A 23119-nucleotide genomic window follows, 5' to 3' on the forward strand; every position below is an offset into this window, starting at 1 on the left:
ATGCAAGGTACTCGGTGGCGGCTGGGAGTCGACCTACGCCAGACAATACGTCGATCGTTGACACGACGGCGCGGAGCTGGAAGACGCGCGCCTGATGCTTCGTCTTGTTCGGGCGCCAACGTCGGCTTCGGCTGGAAAGGCGCGGTCCGGTTCGCCAATGATCTGACTTTCGAGCGGCCTTAGGTGCCGCGTAGGACTATGTTGCACAAGAGACATGATGAGACCGCGGACTGGAGAGATTGGGAAAATTTCTGCAGGGTCGTGGAGGCCGGTAGCTTTACGGCCGCCGGCGATCGTGCCGGCATTCCAAAGCAATCGATCAGTATTTCGCTTACCCGCCTGGAAGCGCGGCTGGGCAATCGATTGCTTGACCGGACCACACGCAAGGTCCGGGTGACGGATCTGGGCGAAATGCTCTATGCCCGGATCGCGCCGCTGCTCAATGAACTGCGTGAAGCGGACAACGACGCGAAGTCAACCCAGCAACAGGTATCGGGCACCTTGCGGCTGGCGGCGCCATACGAGACTGGATGGCTTCACCTGGCGCCCGCGCTGATGAAACTGCTCAAGGCTTATCCGGACTTGAAGGTTGAGATCGACGATACCCGGGAGATTCCCGATCTCCTCGAACAACGATACGACATTGCATTCGTCAAAACCGACGCCGGATTGCCGGACAGTTCGCTGGTGAGCAAACGCCTGATGGCGATGGACCGCGCCTTTTATGCCGCACCAGCATTGATTGCCAAGCGTGGCCTCCCACGACAATTGCAGGATATCGAATCCTGGCCGATGATCGTGGACGGCGAGGACACGTTCTGGGATATCTTTGACGATGGGCGCGAGATCGGACGAATCCCGGTACGCCCGAGCGTAAGGACGCCAAACGTCGGGATTCGGGTGCGCGCCGCAACTGAAGGCCTCGGCGTTGTGAGATTGCTGTCAACGTACGTCGAAGACCATGTCAAGCGAGAGGAGCTTGTTCGCTTGTTCCCCACGTTTCTTTCGTCCCCGTTGAAGGTATACGCGCTAACGCCGTCGCGCAGGCTCGTACCGCCCAAGGTACGTGCATTGTTGAACGCGTTCGAGGCCCCGCAGATAGACATATGAACGGTGGCGAAACGCGGGTCGAGGTTGGCTGACGTCCATGCAGGCCTCCCGGGGCCGGATGCAGCAATATGATCGCCTCGCTTAGTGACTCCATTCTCGGCGACAAGATATCCGGGGCCGTCAAAAGCTCACGGCGCAGTGCTTGCTCCGATCCCGTACCGCAGTTCACCCCGGATTCAAGGCGCGAAGCGGATTGCCGATACTGCCGTGTGGCACGCCGTCGGCCCGGGATTTTCAAGAGGAAACGATAAATGAAGCTGGCGGAGCCAGGCAGGGACGACGTGCAGAGCTTTGTCGCGTGGATGGGGCGGCATCTCGACACCGATATGTTCCGGCACGAGTACACCGACCGACAATCCGGACGGCATTGGCAATGCGACAGCTTGTACGATGCGTTTGCCAAGTACAAATGGAGCCACCCGGCCATTGCGCGCCTCGGCGTGGATGCTGGTCGAACGTTTCAATCGAACCTCGCCGCGCGGGAAGCACTTCGACAAGATTTGACTGAGTCCCTCGGCACGCCCGCCGATGACGCCGGCGTTTGCCTCGCCGCGGCCGATGTCATGAAGTGGGGTGGCGTGACTGGCGGCAACGTCCAGTGGTTGAATATGAACGAAGCAGGCCTGGCACAATTGATTATCGATGTGCGTAATGCGTTGAACAGAGGCGACATGCGTCATCCGCTTCTCACGGCACGCGAACTGCGCTTCAATGCGGGCATGACGAAAGTCTATTCACTCGTCTGCGACGAGCTTGTCATCTACGACAGCCGGGTCGCTGCGGCACTAGGGTGGGCGGTGACGAAATTCTGCCAGGCCGAAGGAAAAAGCGCGGTGCCCGCCGGACTTGGTTTCCCCTGGGCGCCAGCCAAGGAGGCCGTCAAGGAAAGCAACCCGAAGCGTCGAAATCCCAGTGAAGGATCGCTTGCCTTTCCCCGGCTGAAATCCGGTCCGCTGCATGCCGAATGGAATCTGCGCGCAAGTCGCTTGCTCGCCGCCGTCCTCGACCATTCCGGTGCGAAGGTCAGCCAGTTCATGCGGCTCGGAGCCCGGCGCAACCAATTACAGGCGCTGGAAGCCGCGCTGTTCATGATTGGCTATGCATTACCCGGTGCTTCTGCCGGCGGCCTTTCATCAAGAACGCCGGCAGCGGGACAATGACCGCCGCCCCGCTCAGCCGGCAAACGCCGCGGCGTCCGGCGGCCATCGCCCTCACCCCAGCCAGCCCTTGATGGTGGTCGCCATCACGCCGGCGGAGATCCCGTAGCGGTCATGCAGTGTCGGCAGCGCGCCGGCAGCGAGGAACGCATCGGGCAGGCCGATCTGGCGGAATGGCGCATGCACGCCCGCCCGCATCATTGCCGCGGCCACGCCCTCGCCCAGGCCGCCGATCACGGTGTGATTCTCGGCCACCACCACCAGCCGTCCGGAGCGCCGGGCTTCGCGCAGGATCGTCGCCGTGTCCAGCGGCTTGATGGTGGGCACGTGCAGCACCGCCACGCCGACGCGGTCGGCCTCCAGCGCCTTGGCCACTTCGAGCGCGCGCATGGTCATGATGCCCGAGGAGATGACCAGCACGTCGGCGCCGTCGCGCAGCAGCTTGGCCTTGCCGAGTTCGAACTTGTAGTCGTACTCGTCAAGCACCGCCGGCACGTTGCCGCGCAGCAGGCGCGCGTAGACCGGGCCCTTGTGCGCGGCGATGGCCGGCACCATCTGCTCGATGTCGAGCGCATCGCACGGGTCGATGACGGTCATGTTCGGCATTGCCCGCATCAGCGCAAGGTCCTCGGCCGCCTGGTGGCTGGGCCCGTATCCCGTGGTGAGGCCGGGCAGAGCGCAGACGATCTTCACATCGAGATTGTCTTCGGCGATGGCCTGGTGGATGAAGTCGTAGGCGCGGCGCGTGGCGAATACCGCGTACGTGGTGACGAACGGCTGGGCGCCTTCGTGCGCGAAGCCGGCCGCCGCGCCCATCAGCAACTGCTCGGCCATGCCCATCTGGTAGTAGCGCTCGGGCAGGGCTTGCGCAAGGATATGCAGGTCCGTGTACTTGCCCAGGTCGGCGGTCATGCCGATCACGTTGGCTTTCCTGCGCGCCAGTTCCACCAGTGCATGCCCGAACGGGGCGGAGCGGGCGGCCTGTCCTGCGCCGGCGATGGAGGCGATCATGGCCGATGTCTTCAGCTTCGGCTTGTCGGTGGTAGTGGTGCTCATGCTTGTCTCCCGGCTTCCAGTGCTTGCAGTGCGAGTTGCCACTCGTGGGCATCCACGCGGATGAAATGGTTCTTCTCGCGCTGTTCGAGGAACGGCACGCCGCACCCCATGCGCGTATCGCAGATGATCATGCGCGGGCGGGCATCCTGATGGGCCCGCGCGGCGTCGAAGGCGGCTGCCACGGCGTCGATGTCGYTGCCGTCCACGCGCTGTGTGAACCAGCCAAAGGCCTCCATCTTCTCGACCAGCGGCTCGAAGGCCATGATCTGCGTCGACGGGCCGTCGGCTTGCTGGTTGTTGACGTCGACCATGGCGATCAGGTTATCAAGCTTCCAGTGGCTCGCCGACTGGATGCCTTCCCAGATGGCGCCTTCGTCCAGCTCGCCGTCGGAGAACAGCGTGTAGACGAACGCGTCGGAGGCCTTGCGCTTGAGGCCCAGGCAACGGCCGACCGCGATGGTCAGGCCCTGCCCCAGGGACCCGCCGGACATCTCCATCCCCGGGGTGTAACTGGCCATCCCGGACATTGGCAGGCGGCTGTCGTCGCTGCCGTAGGTTTCCAGTTCTTCGGGGGGCAGGATAGCGGCCTCGAGCAGCGCCGCGTACAGTGCGATCGCGTAGTGCCCGTTCGAGAGGAGGAAGCGGTCGCGGCCTTCCCACTCGGGGTCGTCCGCGCGGTACCGCATGGCACCGAAGTAGGCGACGGCGAGCACATCGGCGATGTCCAGGGCCTGCCCGATGTAGCCCTGGCCCTGCACTTCGCCCATCAGGAGGGCGTTGCGGCGGATCCGGTAGGCGCGTTCGGCAAGTGGCACTACGGTGTCGGATGTTGCGTGGTTCATGTTGTCTCCTGCAGTGAATCAGAGGATGAAATAAGGATGGCGGTGCGGCGCGCTCAGCGGTTGACGATCCTGGCCGGCACGAGGAGTACCAGCATCGCGCCCGCGACGACCGTCACCGAGATAAACACCAGCCCGGCAGTGGATTTGCCTGTCAGGTCGTTGAGCCAGCCGACGATGGCGGGCGAGAAGAAGCCGGCCAGGTTGGCCACGCAGTTGACCGCCGCGATGCCGGCCGCTGCCGACATGCCGCCCAGCAGCGCCGTGGGCAGCGACCAGAACTGCGAGGACGAGGCCAGGATGCCGGCCGCGGCGATGCACAGGCAGATCAGCGATGCGGCCACGCCGTTGAGCATCGGCAGCGTGGCGAAGCCGGCTGCGGCCACGATCATCGGGACGATCAGGTGGAAGCGGCGCTCGCGGTGGCGGTCGGCGCTCATGCCGACGAGCGGCAATGCCACGATGGCGCACAGGTACGGCAGCGCGGTGAAGATGCCCACCCACAGCGGGTCGGCCACGCCGGACTTGCGGATGATCGTCGGCAGCCAGAACGTCAGCCCGTACTGGCCGAGCACCACGCAGAAGTAGATGGCCGCCATCAGCCACAGCCTGCGGTCGGCCAGGAAGGAACGGATCGAGATATGGTCCACCTTGTGGGCGTTGTCGGCTTCGACGTTGCGTGCCAGCAGCGCCTTCTCGGCATCGGTGAGCCACTTCGCGGCCTGGATGCCGTTGTCGAGATAGAGCAGGATGGCAACGCCGAGGACCAGGGACGGCAGCGCTTCCATCATGAACAACCACTTCCAGCCGGCCAGCCCCGCGGTACCGTGGAACGCATGCATGATGTAGCCGGACAGCGGCCCCCCCACGATCCCCGCCAGCGGAATCGCCATGAAGAACATCGACAGGGCCTTGGCGCGCCGCGCCGACGGGAACCAGTACGTCATGTACAGGATCACGCCCGGTGCGAAGCCCGCTTCGGCCACGCCGAGCAAGAAGCGCAGCACGTAGAAGGAGGTGGGCGTGCTGACGAACGCGAAGCTCGCGGAGATCACCGCCCAGGTGAGCATGATCCGGGCAAGCCAGCGCTTGGCACCGACCCTGTGGAGGATGACGTTGCTGGGCACTTCGAAGAGGAAATAGCCAAGGAAGAAGATGCCGGCGCCCAGTCCGTAGATGGTTTCGCTGAAATGCAGGTCGCTGAGCATCTGCAGCTTGGCAAAACCCACATTGACCCGGTCCAGGTAGGCACCGAGGTAGCACAGCATCAGGAAGGGGATCAGCCGGCGGACCACCTTGGCGTAGGTCCGGGATTCGAAGGTGGCCGCATCGGTGCGCGGGGGCGCATCGCCCGCCAGGGGCGAAGCCGCATACTTGGTTTTCATGTGTGTCTCCTGCCATGTGCCCCGGTAGGTCCGGGTGCACGGGCTTGCGGTATGACCGCCTCTGCGGGCGGCTATGAGGGGAAAACTAGTGGATCAGCATGCCGCCGTTGACGTCGAGCGTGATGCCGGTCAGGTAGGTGGACAGGTCGCTCACCAGGAACAGGCACGCGTTTGCGACGTCGGCGGCATCGCCCAGGCGTCCCAGGGGGATGCCCTTGATGATGTCGGCGCGCAGGTCGGGGGTGAGCTTGTCGCCGGTGATGTCGGTCTGGATCAGTCCGGGCGTGATGGAGTTGACGCGGATGCTGTCGGGGCCGAACTCGCGCGCCATCGCGCGCGCCAGGCCCAGCACCCCGGCCTTCGCTGCGCTGTAGTGCGGGCCGCCGAAGATGCCGCCGCCGCGTTGCGCGGAAACGGAAGACATGCACACGATGCTGCCGCCCTTCTGCGTCTTCATCTGGGGCAGCACGGCCTGCGACATATAGAGCGTGCCGCGCAGGTTGACGTCCACCACCGCATCGAAATTGCCGCCCTGGATATCGAGCGTGCGCAGCGGCTGCGTGATGCCGGCATTATTGATCAGCGCATCGATCCGGCCATAGCGCGCGATGACCGCCTGTGCCGCGCGCTCGCAGGCGCCCTTGTCGGTCACGTCGCAGGCCAGCCCCAGGTGTTGGTCGCCCAGGTCCCCGGCCGCGGCCTGGGCGTCTTCAAGGCGAAGATCGAGGATCACGACCAGCGCACCCTGCGCGGCCAGCGCCTTCGCGGTGGCCTTGCCGATGCCGCGCGCGGAGGCGGCGCCTGTGACGATGACGACTTTTTTATCAACCAGCATTTCTGTCTCCTGACTGTTGAAATGATGGCTTCAGTGTGGTGCCTGGCCCGGCACCGATCAACGCGATACGCCTCAGCTATGGCTGAGAAATTTTCAGATGAATCAACGGACGGGCGGCGAGAAAGGCGGATCAATCAGCACTTGCGGCAAGCGGCTGGCCCCTGCCTGCATCTCCCGGTCCATCCATGCCAGGAACCGCGCCACGCGCGGGAGATCCGCATTCTGCGTCGGATAGACGACATGATGGCCGCCGACCTCCACGCCGTGCGACGCGTCGAAGACCGGCACGAGGCGCCCGTTGCGGATCAGCACCGATGCAAGCAGCGTGCTTTCCAGCGCGATGCCGTGCCCGAGCGCGGCGGCCTCCAGCGACATGTATGAGCGGTCGAACGAGAAGTCGAATGTCTTGTGGACGTGGGCCACGCCAAATCGGGCAAACCATTGCTGCCACTGGACCAGCGGCGTCTCGGAGCAGATCAGGCGCTCTCCCAGGAGGTCGGCCGGCGCATGGACCGGATGCGCGCGAAGATAGGCTTCGGACGCCAGCGGAGTGATGGACTCGTTGCGCAGCGTCTTGACCTGGAGGTCCCGCCAGTGAGCGTAGCCGTAGCGGATGTCCACGTCGTAGTATCCGCTGGTGAACGACACGTCCTCGTACGAACACGACAGGTTCAGCCGGATATCGCCATTGTCGGCATGAAACGATGTCAGCCGCGGCAACAGCCACATCAGCCCGAAGCTCGGGCTGGTGTGGACACGGAGGATTTCCACGTTCGCCTGGCTCGATGCGCGCTCGGTGGCACGGTTGAGGTCCGCCAGCGCGCCCGTCACCTCGCGCAGGTACTGCTCGCCAAGCGGCGTCATGACCAGGCCCCGGCCCTGGCGGAAGAACAGCGGCTGGCCAATGACTGCTTCGAGGTTGCTGATCTGGTGGCTCACCGCGGAGGCGGTGAGCCCCAGTTCCTCCGAGGCGCGGCTCACGCTCTTGGTTCTCGCGACGCTTTCGAAGGCGATGATCGCCTTCAATGGTGGGATGCGCATGGTGGTCGTTGTGGTGATGCCACGGCGTGATCGCGCGGTGCGATACCCATGGTGATCTGGATTGTAGTCCCCACCGGAGGGCGGCCTCGTGGGCGACGAGAATGACTCCAACACAATGCTTCCTGACCCAGGCTTCGGCACTCATCGCTCAAACGGCGGAAGCGCAGCCAGCGGCGGGCCCCACGCCCCCCCTTTAAAGAGCTAAACCATTTGGAGAAATTGCCGTTATGGTCGCAGGGGCCCACGCTGCGCCGGCTCGCGGGACAACGCACGGCCGCGCAGGGGCCGGGCATTGTACCTTCCATTGCATCACCTGACGCCATGCATCTCTCCCGTCCTTGCCGGATCATCTGCGCAGCTTGCGTGTTCTGGACTGCCCCTCTCGCCCTGGCGCAGACAACCATTCTGCTGTACTCCGAGGCCGGCCAACGGCCGCAATCCTACGAAGAGAACGGCATGCCCAAAGGGTCCTATGTCGAAAACCTGYAGCGCGTCCTCAAACGGATCCCGGAATACAAGGTGCAGATCCGGTTTGCGTCGTGGGCGCGCACCGTCGAGGAAGCAAAGAACGGCAACAGCGCGGGCGTGCTGGGCGTGTATTACCGCCCCCAGGAGCGGCCGTTCCTGAATCATTCCAAGCCTTTCTACACCGAAGATGTCGCGGTCCATTGCAACCGCGATTCGATTGAAGGCCGCACGTTCAATACCTTTCCGGACGATTTCGCCGGCCTGAAATTCGGCAACCAGCGTGGCTACCTGGCGCCCGGCAAGCGTTTTTTCCAGCTTGCCAGCGAAGGCAAGATCGGCATCGTCGAGGGACATGAATTCCAGGATCTGGTCAAGAAGATGCTGGTGCGGGAGATCGACTGCGTGGTCAACCCCAGTGTCGTCATCAACGAGGCCTTGGTCACACTGGAAGCCCAGGGCCTCCCGGAGCGCATGCGCTACAAGTCCAGGCGCGCCATGACCATCAAGAGCGAAACCGTCCACATCGGATTCAGCAAGAAGTACGAGGAATCGCATCCGGAACTCGCCAGGTTCCGGCAATTGTTCGACAAGGCGGCAGACGAATAGAATGTTTCCCTGATTACCCGAGATCGCGCATTTCATGCCACTGCCGCCACCGGTTCATTCGATCCGGAACAGGATGATCGTGCTGCTTATCGTTGCCACGACGACAACGCTGGGCGCCTTTGCCGTGCATCGGCAATGGCTGCTGCGGCAGGACCTCGAGCAGCGTTTCGAGCGGACACGCGCGGAAGTCCTGGAAGGACTCGGGCAGAGCCTGGCGGAGCCGACCTGGGCGCTGAACGTAGGGATCCTGCGTACCAGGCTCGAGTCAACCCTGATCCATCCGGAGGTCACCGAAGCCTGCATTTTCTCCCCCGACCGCCAGGAGGTCTATGCGGAAGTCCGCCGCGCGATGGCCGCGGGCCAGGTTCCCGCGCCAGGCGCGCTATCCTGCGCCGAGGCCAGTGGGCGCGACGCCCTGGGCGAGGTGACGCTCTACCCGCCGGACGACATCGATCCGGCGCGCAGGAACCAGGCGATCGGCAAGGCCGTCATCCATTTCACCCGCGACAATATGCACAAGGCCTTGCGCGCGGCGATGGTCCAGGGGGTAACCGAGGTGGCCGCCATCGACGTCGCGCTGGTGCTCTTGCTGACCTTCGGGCTGCGCATGGTCTTCCGGCCACTCGAGCATCTGCGGGCAGCCCTGTTCGAGCTTGCCTCCAGCCACGGCGACCATCTTGACGAGCTTGCCGGGCTGGGCCGCACCGAGTTCGACAGCGTCATCAACGGCTTCAACCAGGTACTGCGCAGGTTGAAGTTGATCATTGCGCAGCGCACGGAAGCGGAAATGGCCGCGCGCGAGGCCATTCAGATCAGCGCCGAAGCCTTCGCGCAAATCCAGGCTACCCAGGCGGAACTGCTCGAGAAGAACCGGCAGCTCGAAGCGCTTTCCAAGACCGACCAGCTCACTGGCGTATTCAACCGGCGGCACTTGAATGAAGTGCTGACCAGCGCGCTGGAACGCACCCGACGCGATGGCAGCCTGTTCTCGATCATCCTGATCGACGTAGACCGCTTCAAATCCGTCAACGACACCCACGGTCACCAGGTTGGCGACCGGGTGCTTGTCGAAATGGCGCGCTGCATCCTCGAAGTCAAGCGGGCGACGGATACCATCGGCCGCTGGGGCGGCGAAGAGTTCCTGCTGATCTGCTCCGATACCGGCCTGCGGGACGCCGTTCTGTTTGCCCAAAGGCTGCGCAATGCGGTCTCGGCGCGCGACTTCTCTGTGACGGGACGGATGACCGCAAGCCTCGGCGTGGCCTGCGTGCAGGATGGGGATACCATTCACGGCATGATCTCGCGTGCTGACGAGGCCCTGTACCGAAGCAAGGAGCTTGGCAGGAATCGCGTCGAGTACGCAGCCGACGGCGTTGCAACCACGCCCGCTCGCGAACCGCGCGCATATTGATCTGACCGGGCCCGGGCGTCTGCCAGGTCAGCCCATCGCACATCCCTGAGCGCTTCAATGCTGCGGCGGCTCGACGTCGAACGCAATCCGTCCCGCGGGCAGGAACGTAAGCGAGATGACAGCGCCGCCCTTGGCTTCCGGGTAGTGGTGGCTTCCCGGCGCCGGTGCCGTCCAGCCGCCATAACACCAGCCGTTCGGACCCGCGAGCGCGGCGCCTTCATTGAGCGGCACCACGAGATTGAACTCGCCATACGGGTGCGAGTGATAGTCGCCACGGAAGCTGCCTTCGGGGTTGTCCTGGGCATTATCGGTGCTGTCCATCAGCACCGCCGTGATGCTGAAGAAGAGCGTCTCCGCGCAGGGCAGGCCGAGTCGCGAGCGGCGGTAGCGCGGTCCCGCGATTTCGACATCGGCCGCCCACCCCTCCCGCACACCGAGGGTAATCAGTCGCGACAAGTCCTTGTACAACTCGCTTTCAACGCCATGCTTCGTATTCAGCCATTGCTCGACCTCAGTGCTCGTGGTCATGTCCTTGACCTCTTGCAAAAAGGGGATAAAGCGGGCGACAAGTTCGTCTTTGGCACTTGTGAATTGGGTCTGGGGCATTCCCGTTCGTCCTTGGATTAGGCGTGATGCGCATCCGTCATCGGGAGCGTGGCGCCCAGGTGCCGGGCGATGGCTCGATGAGGCCGGATGCGTTACTGCGTGTTGGCTTTGAATCCCTCGTTATCCTCCACGAGGGGCTCATGAAAATTGCCCGCGGTCTTGTCTGCCGGCGGCAACTGCAAAGGGGACCTTGGCGGCGCCTCTTAGTGACCAGCACTCTGGCCGCCGTCGACGTGCAGGATTTCTCCCGTGACGAACGGTGCCGAATCGAGGAACAGGATAGCGTCGACGATATCGCTCATCTCGCCCATGCGTCCCATCGGATGGAGCGCATCCAGCGCCTTGTGGGTTTCCGGCGCGTGCATCGGCGACCTGATGACCCCCGGCGCGACGGCATTCACGCGAATACCTTTCTTGGCGTACTCGATCGCCAGCGACTTCGTGGCGGCGTTCAGACCACCTTTCGTCAGGGCTGCCAGTACCGAATACAAGCCGCTGATCGCATGGTCAACGATGCTGGTGGTCACGCTGACCACATGGCCGCTCGAATGCTTCTCCATTTCGGCGATTGCGAGTTGCGTGACGTAGTAGAAGCCCGCGACATTCACATTCATCACGGCAGCGTAGTCTTCGGCGGTGTATTGGGTGAAAGGCTTCCCGATGTAGATGCCGGCGTTGTTCACCAGCGTGTCAATCCGGCCAAATCGCGCGACACCTTCCGAGATGACACGTCGGGCGGTCGCCGGATCACCGATATCACCGGCTACCGTCAGGATGTCCGGGTCGTCCGACGGCTTGATCGAACGTGCGGTCGCAACAATGCGGTAGTCGAGCTTTCGAAATGCCTTGACGACTTCGGCGCCGATACCTTGCGATGCGCCGGTAACGACGACAACCTTTTGTGATGTGCTCATGCTTTACCCCGAAAACGAGTGGTTTGGCTTCAACGCCGATCGGGCCGGTGGCTCCGGTCGACGCCGATGTACGCGGTGACTCAGGTTTCGAATACCCGCACTGGACACGCTTGGGACAGATCGTGGTAGCGCGGGTCTGATTCAGGCGCCGGCGCTGGCACGGTCCAGCGCAGCGGATCGAGACGAGGAAGGCGAATCAGTGACATCGTCTCCGACTCGCCCCTGCTGCCTTTACTCGTCAATCGCTGCGTGCAGGTACTTTTCCTGACGCGCAACGTGCATCGACCGGTAACCCGGTGCGGTCGATGCGGCTGCCTCGGGGCCGATATAGCGCAGCGCTGCAGGTGCCTTCACGATGTCCAGCAACTGTTCCATGACGAAATTCCACGAACCCTGGTTCTTTGACTCTTCCTGACACCAGACCACACTCTTCAGATTCGGATAGCGTTCCAGTTCTGCACTGATCTGCTTCGCGGGGAACGGATACAACTGTTCAACGCGAATCAGCGCGATATTGTCCTTTTCGGCCTTGCGCCGACGCTCCAGAAGTTCGAAGTAGACCTTGCCCGAACACAGGATGACCCGATCGACCTTGGACGCCGCTTCCTCCGTAGGCGATTCGGCAAGAATCTCGTTGAACCGGCCCGCGGCGAGATCATCGAGGCTGCTGACAGCCTCCGGGTGCCGCAGAAGCGATTTTGGCGTCATCACGATAAGCGGCACGCGATCGCGCTGCACGGCCTGCATGCGCAGCAGATGGAAAATCTGAGCCGGCGTCGTGGGCTGACAGACCCGCATGTTCTCCTGCGCACACAGTTGCAGGTAGCGCTCGAGGCGCGCGGACGCGTGTTCCGGGCCTTCCCCTTCCTGACCGTGCGGAAGCAGCATCGTGACACCGCTATGCTGCCCCCACTTCGCAGCGCCCGCAGACAGAAAATTGTCGATGACAACCTGCGCCCCGTTCGCGAAGTCGCCGAACTGCGCCTCCCACAATACGAGCGCGTTTTGCCGGACAATCGAGTATCCGTACTCGAAGCCTAGAACCGCCGCCTCCGACAGAACCGAGTTGGTGACCGAGAACCGCCCTTGGTCATCCGACACATGGTGCAGCGGGACATATGTGCCCACTCCCCGAATCGACCGTTTCTGATCGTGGAGTACCGCATGACGATGGCTGAACGTACCGCGCTCACTGTCCTGACCGCTCAGGCGCACGTCGATGCCAGCGGCGAGAAGCGAGGCAAAGGCCATGTGCTCGGCCATGCCCCAGTCCAGCGGACGCTTGCCTTGCGCCATCTCGCGACGAGCGGATATCACCCTGCCAACCAGCGGATGCAGCGCGTAATGCTCGGGAACGCTGGTGATCTTGAGTGCGAGCTTTTGAACGAGGTCCGGCAAGGGCGGCGCGTAATAGATGCGGTCGACGTTGCCATCGAGCAGCTGCGGCCAGCTCACCTCTTCGTCCTTCTGGCCGGCCGGCTTCCTCTCTTCCGCGGTTTGCGCAGCGTCAAGACGCTCGCGGTAGTCATGGACGTACCTCTCCACGTCTTCCTCCGTCAGAATCCGCTCGTCCACAAGCTTCGTTGCATAGAGGGTGCGGGCACCCGGGTGGCCCGCGATGGAGCGATACATCAACGGCTGCGTGATGCTCGGCGTGTCCTGTTCCTGGTGGCCATGGCGGCGGAAGCAGACCAGTTCGATCACGACGCTCTTCTTGAACGTCGCACGAAAATCGATTGCCAGGCGCGTTGCGGCAATGACCGCCTCGGGGTCGTCGCCGTTCACATGCAGGACCGGTGCCTCGATCATCTTGGCGATGTCGGTGCAATAGAACGACGAGCGGACATCTCTCGGGTCGGAAGTGGTGAAGCCAACCTGGTTATTCACAACCACATGGATCGTGCCGCCCGTGCCGTAGCCCCTGGTATTCGCCAGGTTCATCGTCTCCATGACAATGCCCTGCCCCGAGATCGCGGCGTCCCCGTGGATCTCCACCGGCAGGACAGCGCCCGCACCTTGCCCCAGTACTTCGGCGCGCGCGCGAGCGATACCTTGAACAACCGGGTTGACGATTTCAAGGTGCGACGGGTTAAACGCGAGCGTGACTTCCGCCGGCCCGGTTGCCGTCGGGAGCAAGCCGGTAAAGCCCTTGTGATATTTGACGTCGCCCGCCGGAAGAAGACTCGCGGTTTTCCCCTCGAACTCGTCGAACAACGCAGCCGGCGGCTTCCCGACGATATTGACGAGGACGTTCAGACGCCCCCGGTGTGCCATGCCGAGAATTGAGCTCTTGATTCCCTTGGTGGCACCGTATGCGACCAACTCATCCAGCAGGACGATGAGCGCTTCGCCACCTTCAAGCGAAAAGCGCTTCTGGCCGACATAGCGGGCATGCAGGTATTTTTCGAGACCCTCGGCGGCCGTCAGCCGTTCGAGGATATGCAGCTTGTCACCCCTGTCCAGGGTAGCTTTCGAGCGCGAAGACTCGAGACGCATCGACCACCAGTTACGCTGATCCGGATCGGCCAGATGCATGAACTCGGCGCCCAGCGTCCCGCAATACGTCTCTGTCAGCGCCTGCACCAGATCGCCAAGCGTTGCATCCTCGTCCGAGAAATGGGCGCCCGACATGCTGAACTTCGTGTTCATGTCCGCTTGCGACAGATCGTAGTAGCTCGGGTTCAATTCAGGCACCGGCACCGGCGCCGTCCAGCTCAGCGGATCCAGATGGGCATTGCGGGTACCGACCATGCGATAGGCCGAAATCAAGGCCTGTACGGCGACCTGCTTGCGGGCGAAACTCAGTACGTCGTTCTCCGAGCGCCCTCCGGTCCGCGGCTGCTTGACCAACGCGACGAAGCGAGACACCACCGGCGCGTGTGCGACGTCGCCTGCGTCCGAGCCATCAACCGCCGGCACCCCCTGCAACGCGTCAAAATACCCGCGCCACTCCTCCGACACCGTGTTCGGGTCGGCAAGGTACGCTTCGTATTGTTCCTCGACGTAGGGAGCATTGCCTCCAAATAGGAAGGAGGTATTCCGATTCCGCATCATCATGATGACTCTGTCCTCAGTCGGGCTCGCGCCCGGTATCTGTCACAAACCAAGGCAGCACCTGCCGCCGCCCCGGCCAAGCCTATGCTTCCACAGGTACACGAAGACAAAGATTCATCTGCGAAAAGAGGCAACACTCAGTGCCATCCAGTCCGCGTCAACTTGTGCAAAACCCCGTGACTTCTGCCACCAGGTCCCTGTGCCCGCCAGGATCAGCAATCTTCTGACCGCTGGTGAGACCAGTCTACGTTCTACGGGTTTTCACTGAGGCTCTAACTGTGACGGTTTGGGGACATATCCTGCTCATTTCTGGCCATCACCGTCGCCGGGCACCATCGCGATCGGGCCCCCTTGAGGCTTGCCCCGCGACCACATCGCCATCGGGTGAACGCCGGGATGGCAACCGATCCGAAACGGCACGGAAGTTCGGCCCCCGGGCGCCAGGCATCGGCTGCGGTACGCGGCCATTTGAGCACTTCGGGGAGAACGCACATGCCGCCGGCGAACATCCATCCAGCCGCGGCATGCACTTTCCGCCGCCTCCTTTGCGGGCAAGAACCTCCAGGGCTCTATCTCGCCAGGCGCGCCAACCGCTCCACGCCACTATTCAATTTGCCTATCGCGTCGATGGGATATGGGTCTTGGACGTGATCGCATTCCTGGACCATCCTTCATCCATCGGTCCTCAAGCATCTGGCCATCCGCATGTTTCCGGTACCGAGACCAGGCACGCACTTGCTTGCTGGTACGCCATCCCGCCAAAGGAATCATGATGACCAACGCTCGACTCCGCCAACAAACCCAGTCACTGCCACGGCTGGCCCTGCTCAAGATCGCGATGCTGGCTTCCGTCACCGCCGTGGCGTTTCTCACATCGATTTCGGCGCATGCGGGGCCAGACTGGTACGTCATCGAAAAGGCACGCGCGGCCGCCAGAGCGGACGTCCACGCCGCACAAGCCACCCAGAAGACCGTTGTTGTGGCTGCCGACGCAAAGAACGCCCAGCCGGCTGCGGCCACGCAACCGAACTAAGACGCACGTCTGGGCATTCGGCGCCAGCATTGCGTTCCGTCAGCGCCAGGCAATCAACGCGAGCGCCTGCGCAGCGGGATCGGGGACAGGCTCCGCAAACCAAGGATAAACAGCATGGGTATTCTGGAAACCAACCGCATTGCGAGCGAATTTCTCGCCAGGCTGAGCGCCGGCGCGGACCCCGAGGTGATCGCAGCACTCTTCAGCAAGGACTTGCGCTTCGAGATCGCGGGTGACGTCGGTGTCCTGCCCTGGATCGGAAGGCGCGTTGGCCGCCACGCTGCGACTGAATTCTTCCGCGATTCACGAAGGCTGCTGGAGCCGCTGCGGTTCGATATCCACGACATCCTGACAAACGATAGCCGCGCGGTCCTCATCGGCGAACTCGCTTCACGCGTGAGGCATACCGGCAAGGACATCGAAACCGCCTTCACGCTTATCCTGACCGTCTCCGAGAGAGAGATCGTCGACTTCCGGATGATCGAGGACAGCTTTGCGGTTTCCCGCGCCGCCCGTGCCTAGGCAGCCGCACTCGGCGATCCGGGTGGCACGGCAAGAAGGCGGCCCGGCCGACGTGCCCGGGTCAGATCACGGCAAGCACCGGCGATGCCTCCAGGCTGCGGGCCTCACGCGCGCGCGTCTTGCCCGAAGAAGCGCGACTCGGCCTCCGGCGGCAGCGACATGCCGGTGATCCGGGCCTTCTCCAGCACGCTCCAGAAATAGCGGTAGGTAGCGCGATCATGCAGTTCGCCCTTGTACTGGATCGGTCCCCAGTCCGCATCCTGCGCCGCGAGCAGGATCGCGCTCGCGTCGGCCACCTCGGTGAAATCCGGCCGCATGGCATTGACGATGGGCTGGATCTGGGCGGGGTAGATGCTCCACATGCGCAGGAAGCCGAATTGCGTGCGCGCCCGAGCGGCGTCGGCGGCGATCACTTCGGCATCTTTCAGGTTCAGGCACACGTTGTGCGCCGGCACCACGCCGTTGGCGAGCGCGGCGGCCACCATATCCGCCTTGGCGCGGACCAGCAAGGCGTGCTCGAACTGCCCCGGGCTGCGCATGGCCGCGGCCGGGATGGCGCCGTGATGGCCGCTGACGAAGTCCATCAGGCCGAAATCCAGCACTTCGATGTGCGGCAGCGCCGCGATATGGAAGATGTCCCGCAGCGCGCCGTGCGTCTCGATCAGGACGTGGACCGGTACCACCCGGTTCACGCCGGCCTCGCGCGTCTTGCGGCCGATGTAGTCGATGACCTCGCGCACCTGTTCGTGGCTGGTTGCCTTCGGAATGGTGATGTACGCCACCCGGCTCGCGGCCTGCCCGATCACGATGTCCACGTCCTGCCGCCAGGCCGGATGCGCAGGGTCATGGATGCGCACGCCCGCCTTGTCGTAGCGGTTGCGCTCGGAATTGATCATGCGCACGACCATGGCCGCGTGCTCCGTTTCCTGGCCGGCCGCGGCGCCGTCCTCGCAGTCGCAGGTGATGTCGAATACCGGGCCGTACTCGACCTGCAGGTCCATTGCCTTGCCGATCAGCTTCTCGCTGCCGGCGAAGTGTTCGCAGGCAGACAAGGCGGGGAATACTTTCTCGCCGGCAAACAGCGCGAGCCTGGGATGGGTTGCAGTCGTCATGAGAGTCTCCTGTAGCTGTGTTCTTTAGCGCGCCTTGCGCGGGATGGCGATGGTGTAGTCGAGGTCGAGCACCACGTTCGAGGGGTATTCGGTCTTGCCCCCGTCCGGGGCGGGGAAGCTGATGTCGGCGGCACTGCGGATGTTCTTTGCGCCGATCGTGCGCAGCCGCAGCCCGCCTACATGGGGGCTGCACAGGTCCAGCTTGTCCAGCACCACGGTGGCGCAGGCGATGGTGTCGCCGGCATGGCTGGGATTGACGTGGCTGCCGCCGTTGACGGCCAGGATGGACAAGGCGTTCTCAAGACCATCGTAAGACAACGCCTTGCAGATAGAGATGATGTGCCCGCCATAGACCAGGCGCTGCCCGCCCGGCCTGGCCGCCATGGAGAAGCCATCGAAATGGGCCTTGGCCGTATTCTGGTAGAGGCGCGTGGCAATGCTGTGGTCGCTGTCGTTGATCGTCATGGCACCGCCGTGGTCGATCCGTTCGCCGGCTTCATAGTCTTCCCACAGGTCCTGTACGCCGGTGGCCATGCAGATATCGCGGGCGCCCGCGCAGTAGCCGGGCCGCGCCAGGCGCGACGGCGCCACCACGGCATCCAGTTGCGGGATCACCGGTTCGCCGCACGGCGCGGCCGGGTCACGCTTGTGCACCATGACCCAGCGGATCCAGCTCAGGACTTCCTTGCCGGCCTGGTTCCTCGCCGAGGAACGCACATAGACCACCCCGCTCTTGCGGTTCGAGTTCTCTTTCAGGCCGATGACCTCGCTTTCCACGAACAGCGTGTCGCCCGCATAGACATGAGAGAGAAAGCGGACATCCGCGTAGCCGAGGTTCGCCACCGCATTCAGGGAGATATCCGGCACGGTCTTGCCGAATGCCGTATTGAAGACCAGCAGGTCTTCCAGCGGAAGGCGCTCCAGTCCCGCCAGCCTGGCATTGGTCTGCGCGGTGTATAGCGCGGCGCGGCTCCCGGTCAGCCCGACATAGAGGCTGCGCTCGCCGTCCGTCAGTGTGCGCGGCGTGGCGTGCCGCATCGTCATGCCCAGCCGGAAGTCCTCGAAGTAATTTCCCGCCCTGCCTTTTCCCATTGTTCTCTCCACGTCGCAATCCGTCGCTTCCGTTGCACACAAAAATCTTTGTACGTACATAGTCGCCCATAACAAACGTGTTGTCAACCTCGGGCGAGGCATGTCCGGCCGCGGGGGCGAGGCGAAATTATCGCCATACTTCCTCGAAATTAAGCCGCCGACCCACCCGGGATGGGTGGGTGGTGTTCTTTCGGCTTGCCAGCCGCCATGGTTTCTCAGCTACTATGTACGCACATAAACGCCATCGACCACGGCGAAACGAACTTACCGAAGGAGCGCAAGGTGCAACGACTGACTGAAGAGCGGCGCATGATCAAGGAAGCCGCACATCAATTCACGATGGAGCGCGTGCTGCCTGTCGCCAACAAGCTGGACCCCGACAAAGGGCAGATCCCGCGCGAACTGATCGACGAGATGGCCGRACTGGGCTACTTCGGCATCCTGATCCCGGAGGAATACGGCGGCCTGGGCCTCGGCGCCTACGAGTACTGCCTGGTGGCTGAGCAGCTCTCGCGGGGATGGATGAGCGTGGGCAGCCTGATCGCCCGCGGCAACGGCCTGATCGGTGCCCTGAAGGGCCTGCCGCCCGAGAAGAAGGCGGAGTATCTGCCGCGCATGGCGCGCGGCGAGTTCCTGGGCGCCTTCTCGCTGTCCGAGCCCAATGCCGGCTCCGACGTGGCCAACATTTCCTGCCGCGCCGTGCGTGATGGCGACGATTGGCTCATCACCGGCAGCAAGTACTGGTGCACCTTCGCCGACGAGGCCGATTTCATCCTCGTGGTCTGCCGCACCGACCCCGTGATCGACGCCAGGGCCCGCCACCGCGGACTGAGCGCCTTCATGGTGGAGAAGCCGCGCGGGCAACTGCCGGAGGGCGTCAAGGGCAGCGTGATCCCCAAGATCGGCTACCACGGCTGGACCACGTGGGAACTGGCCTTCGACGGCTGCCGCGTGCCCGCCTCGAAGATGGTGGGCGAGCAAGGCAAGGCCTTCTACCTCACCACCGCCGGGCTGGAAACCGCCCGCGCCCACACCGCCGCGCGCTCGATCGGCCTGGCCCAGGGCAGCCTGGACGATGCGCTGCAATACGCCCGCGACCGCGCGCAGTTCGGCTCGCCCATCGGGCATTTCCAGGCGATCCGCTTCAAGCTGGCCGATATGGCCACGCAGATCGAAGCCTCGCGCGCCCTGCTCTACTCGGTCTGCGAAAAGATCGATGAGGGCATGCGCTGCGACACCGAGGCCGCCATGGTGAAGCTCTTCGCCAGCGAGATGTCGGAGCGCGTCACCAGCGAAGGCCTGCAGATCCACGGAGGCGCCGGATACACCACGCATTTCGCCGCGGAACGCTACTGGCGCGATGCCCGCCTGACCAAGATCTTCGAGGGCACGTCCGAGATCCAGATGCGCATCATCTCCGATGCGCTGCTTGGAAAGATGGCGGCATAGCCCGCGCAGGCATCCCCGCACTGGTGGCCGGCGCGAGCGCCTGGCCATGCCTGCGACGCCGGCAGCCCGGCGCGCGGCCAAACAAGTTGGAAATCACCGGAACACAGCATGGAAAACCCCGCACAGCGGCCCGGCCACGGCCCGGGCGCCCTTTCGGGCCTTCGCGTGATCGACCTGACCCAGATGCTGGCAGGACCGTTCTGCACGCAGATCCTCGCCGACCATGGCGCGGAGGTGATCAAGGTCGAAGCCATGGGAGGCGACGGCACGCGCATCACCGGCCCGTTCCGGGACGACGACACGCTGCGCGATTTCGGCGGCTACTTCCAGAGCGTCAACCGCAACAAGAGCTCGATCGCGGTCGACCTGAAGACAGCCGGGGGCCGGGCGGTCGTCCACCGGCTGATCGACAGCGCGGACATCGTGGTGGAGAACTTCCGCTCCGGCGTGATGGAGCGGCTCGGCCTGTCCTACGAGATCCTGCGCGAGACCAACCCCCGCCTGGTCTACGGCACCGTGCGCGGCTTCGGCGACCCCCGCAGCGGGGCCAGCCCCTACGCCCACTGGCCCGCCTACGACGTGGTCTCGCAGGCCATGGGCGGCATGATGGGCATCACCGGGCCGGACCGCGACACGCCAACCAAGATCGGCCCCGGCGTGGGCGACACCGTGCCGGCGCTGATGCTCTGCATCGGCATCCTCGCCGCCGTGCACCGGGCGCGCGAGAGCGGCCAGGGCCAGTTCGTGGATGTGGCCATGACCGACTGCGTGCTGGCCCTGTGCGAGCGCATCGTCTACCAGACCTCCTACACCGGCGCCGTGCCCGCCCCCGAAGGCAACCGCCACCCGCTGCTTTGCCCGTTCGGCCTGTTCCGCGCCCGCGACGGCTGGGTATCGATCGCCTGCGCGCACGACGCCTTCTGGGAAAAGCTCGCGCTGGCGATCGGCCGGCCTGAACTGGTCACCGACGAAGCCTTCGCCACCAACGCGGCGCGCGTGAAGCACGCCGGGCTGGTCATCGAGGCCATCGAGGCCTTCACCTCGCTGCGCAGCAAGGAAGAACTGGCGCAGTGCCTGGGCGGGCGCGTGCCGTTCGGGCCGGTCTACACCTCGGCCGAGGTGTTCGAAGACCCGCACTACCGGGTCCGCGAAATGCTGGTCGAGGTCGAGCAGCCAGGCTCCGCCAGCCCGGTCAGCATCGCCGGCGTGCCGATCAAGCTGAGCGCCACGCCGGGCGCGGTGCGGCGCCGCGCCCCGCTGCTGGGGGAACACACGCAAGACATCCTGCTCGGGGCCGGCTATGCGCTGCCGGAGATCGAGCGGCTGCGCGATGCCGGCGCGATCGGCTAGCGCAGCCCTGCAGCAAACCCACGCAAACACGAAATCGAAAACGAAACAGAGATGGAGACAAGATGAAGTTCCGATACCTGATCGCCGGCGCGCTGCTGGCCGCCACCTCCGCCGCGTGCTGGGCCGAGCGCTACCCGTCGCGCCCGATCCGTCTGCTGGTCGGCTTTGCCGCCGGCGGCCCCACCGACGTCGCCGCCCGCGCYTACGCCAGCCGGCTCGGCCAGCTGCTGGGGCAGCCCGTGGTGGTGGACAACCGCGCCGGCGCCGCCGGCGCCATCGCGGCGAACATGACGGCGCGTGCCGAGCCCGACGGCTATACGCTCGACTTCGTCACCAGCCCGATGATGACGATGGTGCCGGTGGTGCAGAAGTCGGCCGGCTACGACCCCGTCAAGGGATTCACGCCGGTCGGGCTGGTCAGCGACTACGCCAACGTATTGCTGGTCAGCAAGGCATCTCCCGTCAGGAACCTGACGGACCTGACCCGCTACGCCGCCACGCACGCGGGCGGCGTCACCTATGGCTCCGCCGGCATCGGCGCCTCGAACCACCTGTGCGCCGAACTGCTGGCGCAGATGAGCGGCACGCCGATGCTCCACGTTCCCTACAAGGGCAACGCACAGGCGATGACCGACCTGATCGGCGGCAAGATCGACTACATGTTCGACGCCACCGGCACCGCCATCAGCCAGATCCGCGGCGGCAACGTGCGCCYGCTGGCCGTGACCTCGGCACAGCGCAGCCCGGCCCTCCCCGACGTCCCGACGATGGCTGAGGCGGGCATCAAGGACTACCGGATGAGCGGCTGGTTTGCCGTGATCGGGCCACCGAAGCTGCCCGCGGATGTCGTCGACGCGCTGGTCAAGGCGCACCTGGCGCTGGCCCGGGACGCGGCCTTCCAGACCAGCCTGCGGCAAGCCGGCTACGAGCCGCTGATCGCGGGACCTGCCGCGCTGAGCGAGCGCATCGTCAAGGACCTGGCGCTGTGGCGCGGCGTGGTGAAGACAGCCGGCATCCAGCCCCAGTAGGGCCGCAGGACGCAGGACAAGCTGCCCCGCCGCGACCGGCGCGGGTATTCGGACGATCAAATCAGAGGAGCGAAACAATGAGCGGATTGATGCAAGGCAAGGTGGCGCTGGTGACCGGCGCGGGCGGCGGGATCGGGCGCGGCGTCGCGCTGGCGATGGCCGCGGCGGGGGCCCGGGTGGTGGTGAACGACCTGGGCGTGACGATGTCCGGCGACGGCGGCGATGCCGGCCCCGCGCAGCGCGTTGCCGAAGAGATCCGCGCCGCCGGCGGCGAGGCCGTGGCCAACACCGACAGCGTATCCACCTGGCAAGGCGCCCATGCCGTGGTCCAGTGCGCGCTGGACCATTTCGGCCGCATCGATGCCGTCGTCAACAACGCCGGCAACCTGCGCGACCGCATGTTCTTCAAGATGAACGAGGAAGAATGGCGCTCGGTCATCGACGTGCACCTGCACGGCACGTTCTTTATCAGCCGTGCCGCCGCCAACCACTTCAAGGACCAGGAGAGCGGCGCCTACGTGCACATGACCTCCACCTCGGGGCTGATCGGCAACCTCGGCCAGGCCAACTACGCTGCGGCCAAGCTCGGCATCGTCGCGCTGTCCAAGTCGATCGCGCTGGACATGGCGCGCTTCAATGTGCGCTCCAACTGCATCGCGCCGTTCGCCTGGAGCCGCATGACCAACTCCATTCCGGCGGAAACGCCCGATGAGAAGGCCCGCGTGGCCAGGCTGCAGCGCATGGAGCCCGGCAAGATCGCGCCGATGGCGGTATTCCTCGCCAGCGATGCCGGGCGCGAGGTCAGCGGCCAAGTCTTTGCCGTGCGCGCCAACGAACTGATGCTGATGAGCCAGTCCCGTCCCACGCGCTCGGTGCACATGGGCGAAGGCTGGACACCCGAAGCCATCGGCGAGATCGCCATGCCGGCCATGCGCAACAGTTTCTTCAAGCTGGAGCGCTCGCCCGATGTCATCAACTGGGATCCGATCTGAGGCCGGATCTGACCCACCAATGCAACGGCACCGGCCACCCAGGCCTGACGCATCGAGAC

General features: G+C 64.3%; 20 protein-coding genes. 10 read left to right on the forward strand and 10 right to left on the reverse strand.

The window, feature by feature from the left end; translation table 11 throughout:
* The first annotated feature begins 198 nt into the window (after nucleotides 1-198).
* Nucleotides 199-1110 (forward strand): LysR family transcriptional regulator, encoded by a 912-nt coding sequence (locus tag AC1DO7_RS07060; RefSeq protein ID WP_441614768.1) that lies wholly within the window; start codon nucleotides 199-201, stop codon nucleotides 1108-1110.
* Between the two features lie 251 nt (nucleotides 1111-1361).
* On the forward strand, nucleotides 1362-2270 hold the full coding sequence (locus tag AC1DO7_RS07065) for a hypothetical protein (RefSeq protein WP_441614770.1): 909 nt from the start codon (nucleotides 1362-1364) through the stop codon (nucleotides 2268-2270).
* 51 nt (nucleotides 2271-2321) lie between these two features.
* Here the strand turns inward: AC1DO7_RS07065 and AC1DO7_RS07070 are convergent, their stop codons facing one another.
* The 5 genes from AC1DO7_RS07070 to AC1DO7_RS07090 form a co-directional block, all read right to left on the reverse strand.
* Nucleotides 2322-3323, reverse strand: a complete 1002-nt coding sequence (locus AC1DO7_RS07070) for a transketolase family protein (RefSeq protein WP_441643273.1) — start codon at nucleotides 3321-3323, stop codon at nucleotides 2322-2324.
* The gene (locus AC1DO7_RS07075; RefSeq protein ID WP_477115933.1) at nucleotides 3320-4165 is read right to left on the reverse strand and encodes a transketolase; all 846 of its coding nucleotides are present in this window, start codon (nucleotides 4163-4165) and stop codon (nucleotides 3320-3322) included. Before AC1DO7_RS07075 ends, AC1DO7_RS07070 begins: the two co-directional genes overlap by 4 nt.
* A 53-nt stretch (nucleotides 4166-4218) precedes the next feature.
* Nucleotides 4219-5547 carry an MFS transporter gene (locus tag AC1DO7_RS07080; protein WP_441614776.1) on the reverse strand — a complete coding sequence of 443 codons (1329 nt, stop codon included), beginning with the start codon at nucleotides 5545-5547 and terminating at the stop codon, nucleotides 4219-4221.
* Nucleotides 5548-5632: 85 nt separating this feature from the next.
* A complete protein-coding gene (locus AC1DO7_RS07085) occupies nucleotides 5633-6382 on the reverse strand; it encodes an SDR family NAD(P)-dependent oxidoreductase (protein WP_441614778.1) in 750 nt (249 codons plus the stop codon).
* A gap of 102 nt (nucleotides 6383-6484) precedes the next feature.
* Nucleotides 6485-7423 (reverse strand): LysR substrate-binding domain-containing protein, encoded by a 939-nt coding sequence (locus AC1DO7_RS07090; RefSeq protein ID WP_441614780.1) that lies wholly within the window; start codon nucleotides 7421-7423, stop codon nucleotides 6485-6487.
* A 210-nt stretch (nucleotides 7424-7633) separates the two neighbouring features.
* Here AC1DO7_RS07090 and AC1DO7_RS07095 point away from each other — a divergent pair, with 210 nt between their 5' ends.
* A complete protein-coding gene (locus AC1DO7_RS07095; protein ID WP_477115934.1) occupies nucleotides 7634-8497 on the forward strand; it encodes a hypothetical protein in 864 nt (287 codons plus the stop codon).
* A gap of 73 nt (nucleotides 8498-8570) precedes the next feature.
* Nucleotides 8571-9908, forward strand: a complete 1338-nt coding sequence (locus AC1DO7_RS07100) for a GGDEF domain-containing protein (RefSeq protein WP_441614784.1) — start codon at nucleotides 8571-8573, stop codon at nucleotides 9906-9908.
* A gap of 54 nt (nucleotides 9909-9962) precedes the next feature.
* Here AC1DO7_RS07100 and AC1DO7_RS07105 read toward each other — a convergent pair whose 3' ends face one another.
* The 3 genes from AC1DO7_RS07105 to AC1DO7_RS07115 all read right to left on the reverse strand — a co-directional run bounded on the left by AC1DO7_RS07105 (nucleotide 9963) and on the right by AC1DO7_RS07115 (nucleotide 14485).
* Entirely contained in the window at nucleotides 9963-10514 is a 552-nt protein-coding gene (locus tag AC1DO7_RS07105; RefSeq protein WP_441614786.1) for a 4-hydroxylaminobenzoate lyase, read from the reverse strand.
* Nucleotides 10515-10717: 203 nt separating this feature from the next.
* Nucleotides 10718-11428 (reverse strand): SDR family NAD(P)-dependent oxidoreductase, encoded by a 711-nt coding sequence (locus tag AC1DO7_RS07110; RefSeq protein WP_441614788.1) that lies wholly within the window; start codon nucleotides 11426-11428, stop codon nucleotides 10718-10720.
* A 231-nt stretch (nucleotides 11429-11659) separates the two neighbouring features.
* Entirely contained in the window at nucleotides 11660-14485 is a 2826-nt protein-coding gene (locus AC1DO7_RS07115) for a 2-oxoglutarate dehydrogenase E1 component (RefSeq protein ID WP_477115935.1), read from the reverse strand.
* Between the two features lie 766 nt (nucleotides 14486-15251).
* On the opposite strand from AC1DO7_RS07115, the gene AC1DO7_RS07120 reads away from it, so the two are divergent.
* Nucleotides 15252-15515 (forward strand): hypothetical protein, encoded by a 264-nt coding sequence (locus AC1DO7_RS07120; protein ID WP_441614792.1) that lies wholly within the window; start codon nucleotides 15252-15254, stop codon nucleotides 15513-15515.
* Between the two features lie 114 nt (nucleotides 15516-15629).
* A complete protein-coding gene (locus tag AC1DO7_RS07125; RefSeq protein WP_441614794.1) occupies nucleotides 15630-16037 on the forward strand; it encodes a nuclear transport factor 2 family protein in 408 nt (135 codons plus the stop codon).
* 104 nt (nucleotides 16038-16141) lie between these two features.
* Here the strand turns inward: AC1DO7_RS07125 and AC1DO7_RS07130 are convergent, their stop codons facing one another.
* On the reverse strand, nucleotides 16142-17149 hold the full coding sequence (locus tag AC1DO7_RS07130) for an HpcH/HpaI aldolase/citrate lyase family protein (RefSeq protein ID WP_441614796.1): 1008 nt from the start codon (nucleotides 17147-17149) through the stop codon (nucleotides 16142-16144).
* Nucleotides 17150-17173: 24 nt separating this feature from the next.
* A complete protein-coding gene (locus AC1DO7_RS07135; protein ID WP_441614797.1) occupies nucleotides 17174-18241 on the reverse strand; it encodes a MaoC family dehydratase in 1068 nt (355 codons plus the stop codon).
* A gap of 282 nt (nucleotides 18242-18523) precedes the next feature.
* Between AC1DO7_RS07135 and AC1DO7_RS07140 the strand changes: the two genes are divergently transcribed.
* The 4 genes from AC1DO7_RS07140 (at nucleotide 18524) to AC1DO7_RS07155 (ending at nucleotide 23060) form a co-directional block, all read left to right on the forward strand.
* On the forward strand, nucleotides 18524-19690 hold the full coding sequence (locus tag AC1DO7_RS07140; RefSeq protein ID WP_477115936.1) for an acyl-CoA dehydrogenase family protein: 1167 nt from the start codon (nucleotides 18524-18526) through the stop codon (nucleotides 19688-19690).
* 108 nt (nucleotides 19691-19798) lie between these two features.
* Complete coding sequence (locus AC1DO7_RS07145; RefSeq protein ID WP_441614801.1) at nucleotides 19799-21040, forward strand: CaiB/BaiF CoA transferase family protein; 1242 nt, start codon at nucleotides 19799-19801, stop codon at nucleotides 21038-21040.
* A 62-nt stretch (nucleotides 21041-21102) separates the two neighbouring features.
* Nucleotides 21103-22068: a Bug family tripartite tricarboxylate transporter substrate binding protein gene (locus AC1DO7_RS07150; RefSeq protein ID WP_477115937.1), complete on the forward strand. Its 966-nt coding sequence runs from the start codon at nucleotides 21103-21105 to the stop codon at nucleotides 22066-22068.
* 77 nt (nucleotides 22069-22145) lie between these two features.
* Complete coding sequence (locus tag AC1DO7_RS07155; protein WP_441614805.1) at nucleotides 22146-23060, forward strand: SDR family NAD(P)-dependent oxidoreductase; 915 nt, start codon at nucleotides 22146-22148, stop codon at nucleotides 23058-23060.
* The last annotated feature ends 59 nt before the right edge of the window (nucleotides 23061-23119 follow it).

The sequence above is a fragment of the Cupriavidus sp. 05N40 genome, assembly GCF_056397305.1.